This window comes from Lentzea aerocolonigenes (assembly GCF_000955955.1).
GTDB classification, from domain to species: Bacteria; Actinomycetota; Actinomycetes; order Mycobacteriales; family Pseudonocardiaceae; genus Lentzea; species Lentzea aerocolonigenes_A.
This window is the reverse complement of sequence record NZ_JYJG01000539.1, coordinates 1-11275: the sequence shown is the minus strand read 5'-3', so window position 1 is coordinate 11275 and position 11275 is coordinate 1. Positions and strand designations below refer to the sequence as shown.

Genomic DNA, 11275 nt, shown 5'->3' with positions numbered 1-11275 from the left:
AGCTCGTTCTCGTTGGCCTTGCCCTCGCCGAGCTGGCACGGCGCGAGCTTCTCGAGACCTTGAGGCTTCTGCGCGTTGCGGCCGATCGCGATGGCGATGCGGTCGATGGTGGCGACCCGCTTGTCCTTCAACGGCCCGACGATCGCGTTCTGGTTGAAGTTCTTGTCGCGGGGGTTCTCGTTCTTGGCGAGACGCTTGTCGGCCTCGTCGATCTGGGTCTTGAGCAGCTGCAGGTTGCGGTCGACCTCCGCCTTCGCCTGGCTCGGCACGTCCGGCAGCTTGCTCTTGACGTCCGGGCAGCTCACCGTCTTGGTCTGGTCATCGTCGTCGTCGATGCGGATCACGGGCCAGAAGTAGGCGGACTTGTCGCCGTTCTTGCACGTCGTGCCCGCCGCCTCGAGCGACTTGTTGTTCGAGTCCGCGTCCGTGTCCAGGTTGCCCACGTAGTCGTGCAGGTGCTGGGCACCGTTGCGGACACCCGGCTGCGCGATGAAGTTGTCCGGGTTGAAGTGCTTGTTCTCGTTGCGGCCGCAGTCGACCGTGAAGGTGCCTGTGGTCGCGTCGTTCTCCGGTCTGGGTTTCTTGACGTTGGGCTTCACCTTCGTGATGTCGACGAAGAAGCTCTTGTCCGCCCCGTCGGCCAGCGCGGATCCGTCGCTGCTCGTAGCGGCCACCACGAGCGCACCGACCGCGACTAGGCCCAGCGCGCCGGCCGCGACCTTCAGCACGAGAGGCTGTCCTTTGTAGAGGCTCATACCCCGGGGTACGGACGGGGAATCGAAACGGCTCATTTCGATTGCGTTCGAATCGAATGACCGTCGAACGGCCTGGTCGACGTCGATTCGATGGGATTGTCCGGATCGACGACTTCGTCCTAGCCTCAACGCATGCGGCTGTTGAAACGGTTCAGGAGTTGTGCTGCGATGATGGTCGCGCTCACCGCGATCGTGCCGCAGACCGCCCACGCCGAACCACTGGCCGGCACCGCGTACTACGTCGACGCCACGGGCGGCAACGACAGCGCGTCCGGCCTCGACAGCGCCCACGCCTGGCGCTCTCTCGCCCGTGTCAACAGCACGACGTTCCAGCCCGGCGACCAGATCCTGCTGCGAGCGGGCAGCCGCTGGACGGGCCAGCTGTGGCCCAAGGGTTCCGGCACGGCGGCCATGCCCATCACGATCGGCGGTTACGGCACCGGCACGGCACCCCGCATCGACGGCGCGGGCCAGGTCGCCGACGCCGTTCGCCTGTCCAACCAGCAGTTCTGGACGATCCGCGGCCTCGAGGTGACCAACGCGGCGCCGGCGACCGGCACGCCCGGCCAGAACCTCAAGGACCTGCGGGGCATCCACGTCACCGGCGACAACGGCAAGCAGCTGCAGGGTTTCCTCGTCGACGGCGTGCACGTCCACGACGTGACCGGCGAGGTGAACTGGATCGGCGGCGACACCGCGGGCGACAAGCCGGGCATCAGGTTCCAGATGGGCTGGGACCGTTCGAAGAGGACCGGCGGCATCGTCTTCGACACCGGCGTTCCCAACCCGTCGGCGCCACCGGCCACGCCGACGGCACTGAACGGCATCACCATCCAGAACTCGGTCATCGCGAACACGTCGTTCGCCGGCATCGTCGTCAAGCAGTACAGCGGCGACGCTCCCGGCGCGGTCGCGACCGGCTGGGGCAACCGGGCCAAGGCGGACGACCCGAAGTTCGCCCCGCACACCAACGTCGTCATCCGCGGCAACCACATCAGCCACCCGAACACCGAGTACGGGTGCAACGGCATGTACATCACGAACGTCCGGCACGCGCTGATCGAACGCAACGTGGTGAACCGCACCGGCACGTCCGGCATCGAGACCTACTTCGCCGACGACGTGACCATCCAGTTCAACGAGGTGTCCGAGACGAAGCAGCGGGCCGGTGGGGCGGACTCCAACGGCATCGACCCGGACAAGGCCACGACGCGGCAGGTCGTCCAGTACAACTACGTCCACGACAACGGCGACGGCATCCTGTTGTGCCAGTTCGTCTTCGGTGACGTCGTCGCGCGCTACAACGTGATCGCCCGCAACACCCGCTACCAGATCTACCTGCACTCCGATCCGGCCTCGCGCGCGTCGGTGTACCACAACACGATCTACAACACCCGCAGCAACTACGCGATCTACGGCTACGGCAAGAGCCTGCAGTCGACCTACACCATCACCAACAACGTCATCCACTCGACCGTGGCCAACGCGGCGATCAGCACCAGCTCCACCGTGCACTACCGCAACAACCTCTACAGCGGCACCCTGCCGGTCCCAGCCGACGACACCAGCGCGGTCAAGGGCGACCCGAAGTTCGTCGCGACCCCCGGCCAGGGCACCGGCACGCCGCAGTCCGGGCCACGCCTCGACCTCGCGTTCGCGCTGAAGGTGCGGGCCGGCTCCCCCGCGATCGACCGCGGGGTGCGGATCGACAACCCCGGCGGCCGTGACTTCGCCGGAACCCCGCTGTACAACGGCAAACCCGACATCGGCGCGTTCGAGCACACCGCCTAGAAGTGTCGATGACGGGAGCGCGCGCCGTGGTCGAACCGTTCGACGCCGAGGAGATCTTCCCCGACGTGGTCCGCCTGCCCCGACGGCAACGCGGCAGCTCACCCCAGGGCCTGGCGGTCACGCTGATCGCGGACTGCACGCTGAGCGGCCACGCCTGGCTGCCCACCGCGGCGATCGTGGCTCTGCTGGGCGAGTTCGGGGTCACCGCGGCCGCCGCGCGGGCCGCCATCAGCGGACTGACCAAGCGAGGCGTCCTGGAAGGCCACAAGGCGGGCAGGCGGAGCTCCCACCGGCTGACCGGCGCGGCCGCTGTCAACCTGTCGCTCGGCGGCACCTCCATCGCCGCGTTCGGCACCGAGCGCGACCGGTGGGACGGACTGTGGACGGTCGTCGTCTTCACGGTGCCGAAAGAGGAGAAAGCCGAACGCAGCGTCCTGCGCACCGAGTTGCGGTGGCGTGGTTTCGCCCCACTCTACGACGGTGTGTGGGTGTCGCCGCATCCGTTGACCGAGGAAACGCACGCGGAACTGGTCAGCCACGGCACGATCACCGCTTTCCGCGCAGAGCACCTGCCACACCGGTCGTGGTCCACGCGCGACCCGATCGAGGCGTGGGACCTCGACGAGATCGCGGCCGCGTACGACACGTTCATCCGGCATTGGGAACCCGTCCTGCCGCGCGTCGAGGCAGGACGCATCACCGGTGCGGCCGCGGTCCGCGCCCGCACCGCGGTGATGGACACCTACCGGCGCTTCCCCGCTCTCGATCCCCTCCTCCCACAGGGCCTCCTGCCCTCCGCGTGGCCGCGATCCCGTGCCAGAACGGTGTTCCTGGCGGCGTACGACGGGCTCGCCGATCCAGCGCTCGACCACGTGCGGGCCGTCATCTCGCGCGTCGGGGAGGTGCCGCGCCCCGAGCTGGCGACCCACACGGTGGCCGAGATGGCCGCCGGCGTCTATCCGGGCATCCTGTCGCCGACCAGTGCGAGGCACTGAATCGCCGCCAGCCCGTACTGCGCGGTCGAGTTCGTCGACACCCAGGTCGCCTCGTCCACGGGGTTGAGCACGACCGGACCGGTGATTCTCTCGCTGCGCCAAGGACCGTTCGCCGGATAGCCCGCCTCGCCGCGGTCGAGCTCACCCCACGCACGAGTGGCCAGCGCGGGGTTGTTCGTCCGGAAAGCCGCGTAGGCGGTGAGGCGGGAGTGCGCCTGTTTGAGGTTGAGACTGCCGAACGACTGCCCGACCGCGGCGATCTGCTCGGCGGCCGTGCCGTTGTAGAGCGTGCAGTACTGCAGCCAGGCCCGTTCGAACCCGGGCAGGTCGGCCGCGGCGATGATCTCGCTGCACATCTCGACCAGCCCGAACACGGCGCTGAGGTGCGACACGGAGACCGCGACCGTGTTCGTGGCGAACTTGCCCGTGGTCAGGTCGTACATGCCCTGGCCGGTGATGAACCCGTTCTTCAGCTCACCGATCGCGGTGCAGGTGTTGAGCAGCTTGGTCTTCGCGATCGGGTCGCCTCCTCGTTCCCACTCGGTGAACCACGCGGCGGCGAGCGCGCCCCAGTCGGTGCCCAGGCTGATCGCCAGCGCTTTCGGGTCCGGCTCGTACGGTTCGGTGCGGACCTTGCGCAACGGGTCGAGCGCGAGGAACGTCTTGTCCGCGTCGACCAGGTCGTGCATCAGGTCACCGATGCGTTCGTCGGCGGTGAGGAAGTAGAGGAACCGGCGGTTGGCCACGGTGCTGATGCGCAGTTGCTTGGCGCTGTCCGCCCAGTGCTGCACGCCGTGCCTCGTGCCGAGGTCCGCGTACTTGCCGAGGTGGTAGACGTCGACCTCGCCGGTGTGCCGCGTCATCGCCTCGGCCATCCGGAAGACGTCCGCCCGCCCGGACCGCAGGTAGGTGTACCAGAGCCACAGGTCGGTGCTGAGCTCCGAGTTGTCCCACGCGTACCCGCCGACGTCGTAGCGCCACTCGTGCCGGTCGTTGTCGTAGGTGTGCATCACGTCGCCGTAGTCCCAGAACCCGTACCAGCGACGCTGCCCGACCTGCTTGCGGTAGTAGTCGAAGAGGAAGTCCAGCCGGTCCTCGATCGCGGCCTTGGCCGGCGTCGACCTGTCCACGGGAGACCAGTCGCCGAACACACCCGCGGCGCGCATCCGTTGCGGCGTGGTGACGAGCAACGGCGGCGTGCGGACCGCGGAGGCCTGTGCGGCAAGACGTTCCGCTGATGGCGTGGCGTCCAGCGCCCAGAACATCAGCTCGCTGGTCCGCGCGATGCCGTACGGGTCACCGAATCCCGGTTCGTAGTCCTCGTAGGTGATCTCCAGGCCCTCCAGCTGTTCGGGATAGGTGTCCATGCCCATCCCGTCGTGGTAGAACCGCAGATCCATCGGCCTCGCGTCGGGCGACCACAGCCACAGCGTGACCTCGGCCGAGTCGCCGGCCGCGCCGCGGATGTCGAGCTGAGTCGGATGCGTCTCCCAGAAGTTCCTCAGCCCGAACGCGAACCCGCCGCTCACCCCGCCGACGTAACCGAACCCGCCCGCCCTGGTGCCCGCGGCGGCGTGCACCCAGCCGAAGCCCTCCTTGGTCCGCTTGCGGATCTCGAACCCGTCCGCGGTGAGCTGGCTCAGCGTGTAGTCGCCCCAGGCCGGGATCAACGGCAGCCGCGAGCTCACCCTCGTGTCCCAAGTGGACACCGCGGGCGTGGCCCGCCCGGCGATCTGAGCCGCACGGACCGCCGCACCAGGATCACGGCGCAGGCCCGTGATGCCGCGCACCGCCTCGGTGAACAGGCCGCCGTCCGCGCTCGCGAACCGGACGTGCCGGTTGTGCGGCTCGTCGGACATCGGTACCTGGAACCGCACGCCGAGGCCGCGGATGAAGTCGTCGGACGCCTTGCCGTCGAAGACGAAGCTGTGCACCATGCGGAAGCTCTCGGCGCCCGCGTGGAAGTACAGCCTGATGGTGAACGGCAGCCACGCGCGAGCCCGGCGTTCGGCGCGGTGCTTGCCCTCGATCCGCACCACCGCGCGGACCGGCCCGTTCTGCTCGACGGTCACCTTGTGCACCTCACCGGTGTACCGCTCGTTCTCACGCAGGCACACCAGCTCGCCCTTGCGCGCCACGACCTTGCCGCCACGGGCAACGGAGTCGATCAGGACCCGCCCGCTGCGGTTGATCACGCAACGCGCGACGCCGGTGTCGACCACGATCCGGCCGGCCTGCCGCACCACCGTCACGGCCTTCGCCGGTGCCGCCGGCGGACCAGGGGCGAGCAGGTACCGCTCGGCCGCCGGTGCGGCACCGATCGTGTGGGCACTCCACTTCAGCGAACCGTCGGGCCAGAAACCGATCGGCCACGTCTGCATCGCGACCGCGGTTCCGTCAGGTGTGCGCAACCCGAACGACTGGTCCGGCCTCAGTCGTCCTTTCGGCCACGGCACTCCCCACGTCACGCCGGTCATCTCGGCAGGGGCACCGCCTTCGAGCCAGTGCACCTCGGTCGGTTCACCGGACTCCGCCGCGGCTCTGCCGATCGACGCGGACATGGCCAGGGGTAAGGCAGAACCACCGACCAACAGGGTCCGCCGGGTGAGTGGAGACATGCGTCAACTCCCTTTCGGGTACGAGGCACTAGCCTTGGAAAGCGCTTTCCAGCCTAAGACACAAAGGGTATGCTCGGTCAGCAGATCTTTTTCCGTCTACATCAGACAATCCCTGCCGTCTGGAGACCATTGTGCGGAAACGTTTTCTGACATTGGCGGCGCTCGCCGTCCTTCCTCTCCTCACCGGAGCAGGTCCGGCGGCCGCCGACCAGCCCGACTGCTCCCCCGCCACCAAGGCATCGGCCAGTGCCGCGAGCGTGAAGGTCTGGCTCGCCGGCGACTCGACGATGTCCAACCCGCAGTCCAGCTGCCCGGTGGGCTGGGGCAGCCAGTTCGACCCGCTGTTCAAGAACGACGTCACGGTGGTGAACAACGCCGTCGCGGGCCGGAGCATCCAGACCTGGCTCTACGAGTCGAACGTCAAGAGCACCAAGGACTCCGCGGGCGAGTGCGTGGTGAGCCCCAAGACGTTCCACCAGCGCTGGCTGAACATGCTCGACCCGAACAACGGGATGAAGGCCGGCGACTACCTGATGATCCAGTTCGGGATCAACGACGGCGACCGCAACTGCCCTCGCCACGTGGGTTCCGCACGGTACAAGGAGCTGCTCGGCGTGATGGCCAAGGCGGCCAAGGACCGCGGTGTCACCCCGATCTTCCTCACACCCGTCTCGGCGATCAAGTGCAGCGGCAACTCCGCCGTGGGCACCCGCGGCTTCCTCACCGAGACGGCCGACGCGGGCAGGGCCGCCGGGGTCACCGTCATCGACCTGCACAAGCTGAGCTACACGCTCTACAACACGCTGAAGCTGTGCCCCAACGACGGTGACTACTCCAAGGGCCCGGTCGGTGCCTTCTTCTGCAACGACCACACCCACTTCGAGGCTGCCGGAGCCAGGCAGATCGCCGGTGTCGTGGCCAAGGCGCTGCGCGACCAACGGATTCCCCTTTCCAGCCACCTCAAGTGAGCTCGTCGATCTCGACGGATGCCGCGTTGCCGGGGCCCGGAACCGGGTCCCGGCCCGGCAACTGGACCTGCCACGCGGCCGGAGCGGACTCGACCTCGACCACGATCCGGTCGCCGCTCCGGCGCGTGCGGAACGTCGAACCGGCGACCTCGGTGGTGATCGAGGCGCCGTCGTCGAGCTGGTGCAGCTGCAGGGTGACGCCGTCCGCGTAGTCGTAGTCCGGACGGTCGTCGACGGAACCCAGCGGCAGCACGGTGTTCGGCCGGACCAGCAACGGCACGGTGAGGAAGTCGCACGACATCGTCGTCCACCGGCCGCCGGGCACCGGAGCGCCGGTGAAGAAGTCGGTCCAGGTGCCCTCCGGCACGTAGAACGACACCTCGCCGCGGTCGGAGAACACCGGCGCCACCAGCAGGCTGTCGCCGAGCATGTACTGGCGTTCGAGGTGGGTGCACGCCGGGTCGTCCGGGAACTCCAGCGCCATCGCGCGCATCATCGGCGTGCCCTCGGTGGCGGCCTGCCGCGCGGCGTGGTGCAGGTACGGCATCAGCCGTGCCTTGAGCTTGGCGAACACCCGCAGCACGTCGACCGCCTCCTCGTCGAACAGCCACGGCACCCGGTACGACCTGCTGCCGTGCAGGCGGCTGTGCGACGACAACAGGCCGAACGCGATCCACCGCTTGAACAACGCCGGGTCCGGGGTGCCCTCGAAGCCACCGATGTCGTGGCTCCAGTAGCCGAAACCCGACAGGCCCAGGGACAGCCCGCCGCGCAGGCTCTCCGCCATGGCCTCGTAGGTCGACTCGCAGTCACCGCCCCAGTGGACCGGGAACTGCTGCGATCCCGCCGTGGCAGCACGGGCGAACACCACCGCGTCACCGTCACCGCGTCGTTTGCTCAGCACCTCGAAGACCGTTTTGTTGTAGAGGTAGGCGTAGTAGTTGTGCATCCGCTCAGGGTCGGAGCCGTCGAAGTACTCGACGTCCGTGGGGATGCGCTCGCCGAAGTCGGTCTTGAAGCAGTCCACGCCCTGGTCGAGCAGTGCATCCAGTTTGGACGCGTACCACTCGCGGGCGGCCGGGTTGGTGAAGTCCACCAACGCCATGCCGGGCTGCCAGAGGTCCCACTGCCACACGTCGCCGTTGGGGCGCTTGAGCAGATAGCCGCCCTCCACCCCCTCTGCGAACAGCGGAGACCGTTGTCCCACATAGGGGTTGATCCAGACCGAGATCCGCAGGCTTCTCGCCTTGAGCCGGTCCAGCATGCCGACCGGGTCCGGGAACGTGCGCGGGTCCCACTCGAAGTCGCACCAGTTGTACTCGCGCATCCAGAAGCAGTCGAAGTGGAACACGCTCAACGGCAGATCGCGCTCGATCATGCCGTCGATGAAGCCGGACACCGTCTGCTCGTCGTAGGAGGTCGTGAAGGACGTCGACAGCCACAGGCCGAAGGACCACGCCGGCGGCATCGCCGGGCGGCCGGTCAGCGACGTGTACTTGCGCAGGATCTCCTTGGGGCTCGGCCCGTAGATCACGAAGTACTCCAGCGACTGCCCCTCGACGCTGAACTGCACGCAGGACACCTTCTCCGAGGCCACCTCGAACGAGACATGGCCCGGATGGTTGACGAACACGCCGTAACCCGCGTTCGTCAGGTAGAACGGCACGTTCTTGTACGCCTGCTCACTGCTCGTGCCACCGTCGGCGTTCCAGATGTCGACGGTCTGCCCGTTGCGCACCAATGGCCCGAACCGCTCGCCCAGCCCGTAGACGACCTCGCCGACGCCGAGGCAGAGCTGATCGCGGACGAAGTGCTTGCCGTCCAGCGTCATGAAGCCCATGCCCTTGGCGGAGCTGGAGGTCAGCACGTGACCGTCGGCGGCGAACTCGACCCGCCAGTCGCGGCTCACCTTCACCTCCAGCGCACCGGACGTGAGCGTGTCGTCGGTGAGGTGCACGTACGGTTCCGCGGTGGCCAGCGGGAACTCCGGTTGCCTGCGCCGCTCGCCCTCGAAGTGCGTGAGGCTCACCCCGATGACGTCCGGCATCGGCGAGGAGAACCGGACCGTCGCCACCGGGCCCTGCAACAGGTCGCCACGATGGCGGATCGGGCGGGTCGGCGCGTGCACCACGAGTTCCCCCGCTGACTGGGTGATGTCGTAGACCTCGACCGGATGCGCCGCCTGCACGCCGTCGCGCAGCAGCCAGTGACCGTTGCTGAACTTCATTCGACCGCTTTCGCCGTTCGAATTCGAATCGAATCGCTTCAATTCCCTTTCCACGCACGAAACGTTAGCGCTAACACGCCCGTTGAGGAAGTCTTGCCGATCCGGCTTGATGGGAACGTTCACAGCGACGTGTCGTGCACTTTTACTTGGCAAGAAGTGTCAAATCCGGAGGTCAGCGCAGAGCGTTGCAGCCCGCTACTGTGAACGTTCCCAGACATCACGTCCATCCACAGAGGACAAAGGAGCGAAGTGACGTGTTGCGGAGAAACGGATCCAGAAAGAGGGCCGGCGCGTTCACGGCAGCCTTGTTCCTGAGCATCACGGGTGCGACCGGGTTCGACGCCGCGGCGATCGCGGACGTGGGCGCGGCGGCGGTGGCCCAGGTGTCGCCGGCCCCGGCGCAGACGATCCAGAACATCGGGGCGTCCGGCGCCTGGTGGGTCAACGACCTCGCCCGCTTCTCCCCCGCCGTCCAGCAGCGGGCGGCGGAGCTCCTGTTCGGCCCCAGCGGCATCCAGCTGTCGGCGTACCGCTACAACATCGGTGGCGGCGGTACCGGGGTGCAGGCAGGTGACCGGGCACCGCAGTCGCTGATGACCTCACCCGGCCGGTACGACTGGAGCCGCGACCCCGGCGGCACCACCTTCCTGCGCTACGCGGCCCAGCTCGGGGTGCCGGACATCGTCGGCTTCGTCAACAGCGCACCGGCACCGTGGATGTCCAACGGCAAAACCTGCGGCGGCACCCTGAAGTCGGGATCGGTCCAGGCGTACGCCTCCTACCTGGCCGACATCGTCACGCACTTCGCCGCCGAGGGCGTGAAGATCAACTACATCAGTCCCATGAACGAGCCCGCCGTCTCCTTCTCCCAGTGCAGTCAAGAAGGCATGCTGACCCCCGTCGGGTTGCGCGACGACATCGTGCGCGCGCTGGGCCAGACCCTGGCGTCACGGGCACCCTCCACCCGCGTGAGCGCCGACGAGACCGACAAGGTCGCCAGGTTCCTCAACGAGGTCCCGCAGTGGATCAGCCAGCCGGGGACCGCGCAGTACGTGGCGAACCTCGCCCACCACACCTACGACTTCGCCGGCGACTCGACCCTCGCCAAGATCCCGGCGATGGCCAAGCGCTTCGGCAAACCCACGTGGGCCACCGAGATCTGCTGCTGGAACAACAGCAGCACGCCCGCGTACGGCGCCCAGTACGACCCGACCATCACCGGCGGTCTCGCCATGGCGAGCATCATCCACCGGGACTTCACCGTGTCCGGCGACTCGGCGTTCCACTGGTGGACCGCGCTGTCGAAGGTCATGGGCTGCAGCCCCGGCAGTGCCCCCTCGTGTGCGACCACCATCAACACCAAGGGCTACAACGACGGGCTGATCTACTTCGATCCGGACTACGCGCGCAACGGCAACCAGAGCCTCTACCTCACCAAGCGGTTCTACGCGCTCGGGCAGTACAGCAAGTTCGTCCGCCCAGGAGCCGTCCGCCACCCCGTGACCGGCGCGCAGAGTGGTGTGCAGATCATGGCCACCCAGCTCAACGGCACCTGGACGCTGGTCGTCAACAACGTCAACAACAGCACCCAGGACGTGAGCCTGCGACTCCCGGCCGCGGCCGCGACCGGCGCGTACCGCACCAGCGCCTCCGAGAACCTCGCCGCGATCGGCCTGCCGTCAGTGTCCAACGGCGTCGCCGCGCTGACCCTGCCGGCCAGGAGCATCACCACCTACACCTTCCGCTAGGCCCTTTTCCCTGCAAGGAGTCATCATGACGATGCAACGACGCACCTTCCTGAAGCTGAGCACGGCCGCGGCGGCGACCGCGGGCTGCGCGACCCTGCTCGGCGCGAGCCCCGCACTGGCCGGCGCGCTCGGCACCGCACCCACCAAACCGTTCGCCGTCGGTGTGCGCCAGT

The 11275-nt window shown here is 67.8% G+C and carries 7 protein-coding genes and 1 pseudogene; 5 read left to right on the top strand and 3 right to left on the bottom strand.

The window, feature by feature from the left end; translation table 11 throughout:
- A pseudogene (locus UK23_RS46080) lies at positions 1–728 on the bottom strand (DUF1996 domain-containing protein); the annotation flags it as partial.
- Positions 729–887: 159 nt separating this feature from the next.
- Here UK23_RS46080 and UK23_RS46075 point away from each other — a divergent pair.
- Positions 888–2546: a right-handed parallel beta-helix repeat-containing protein gene (locus tag UK23_RS46075; protein WP_231114991.1), complete on the top strand. Its 1659-nt coding sequence runs from the start codon at positions 888–890 to the stop codon at positions 2544–2546.
- Between the two features lie 8 nt (positions 2547–2554).
- The gene (locus UK23_RS46070) at positions 2555–3541 is read left to right on the top strand and encodes a PaaX family transcriptional regulator C-terminal domain-containing protein (protein ID WP_045318189.1); all 987 of its coding nucleotides are present in this window, start codon (positions 2555–2557) and stop codon (positions 3539–3541) included.
- Here the strand turns inward: UK23_RS46070 and UK23_RS46065 are convergent.
- Entirely contained in the window at positions 3502–6159 is a 2658-nt protein-coding gene (locus UK23_RS46065) for a hypothetical protein (protein WP_045318183.1), read from the bottom strand. The two genes, UK23_RS46070 and UK23_RS46065, sit on opposite strands and share 40 nt — an antisense overlap.
- Before the next feature lie 131 nt (positions 6160–6290).
- Between UK23_RS46065 and UK23_RS46060 the strand changes: the two genes are divergently transcribed.
- Positions 6291–7127, top strand: coding sequence for an SGNH/GDSL hydrolase family protein (locus UK23_RS46060; protein WP_196778184.1), 837 nt, complete (start codon positions 6291–6293; stop codon positions 7125–7127).
- Here the strand turns inward: UK23_RS46060 and yicI are convergent.
- A complete protein-coding gene (gene yicI / locus UK23_RS46055; RefSeq protein ID WP_082115523.1) occupies positions 7120–9354 on the bottom strand; it encodes an alpha-xylosidase in 2235 nt (744 codons plus the stop codon). The two genes, UK23_RS46060 and yicI, sit on opposite strands and share 8 nt — an antisense overlap.
- A 254-nt stretch (positions 9355–9608) precedes the next feature.
- On the opposite strand from yicI, the gene UK23_RS46050 reads away from it, so the two are divergent.
- On the top strand, positions 9609–11102 hold the full coding sequence (locus UK23_RS46050) for a glycoside hydrolase (protein WP_196778183.1): 1494 nt from the start codon (positions 9609–9611) through the stop codon (positions 11100–11102).
- 25 nt (positions 11103–11127) lie between these two features.
- On the top strand, positions 11128–11275 hold a 148-nt coding region (locus tag UK23_RS51075), incomplete at its 3' end, for a twin-arginine translocation signal domain-containing protein (protein ID WP_156213877.1).

Excerpts from the sequence above, each read along its gene's own strand:
- UK23_RS46075 (WP_231114991.1), top strand. The coding sequence starts at position 888 with ATGCGGCTGTTGAAACGGTTCAGGAGTTGTGCTGCGATGATGGTCGCG.
- yicI (WP_082115523.1), bottom strand. The coding sequence starts at position 9,354 with ATGAAGTTCAGCAACGGTCACTGGCTGCTGCGCGACGGCGTGCAGGCG.
- UK23_RS46065 (WP_045318183.1), bottom strand. The coding sequence starts at position 6,159 with ATGTCTCCACTCACCCGGCGGACCCTGTTGGTCGGTGGTTCTGCCTTA.
- UK23_RS46070 (WP_045318189.1), top strand. The coding sequence starts at position 2,555 with ATGACGGGAGCGCGCGCCGTGGTCGAACCGTTCGACGCCGAGGAGATC.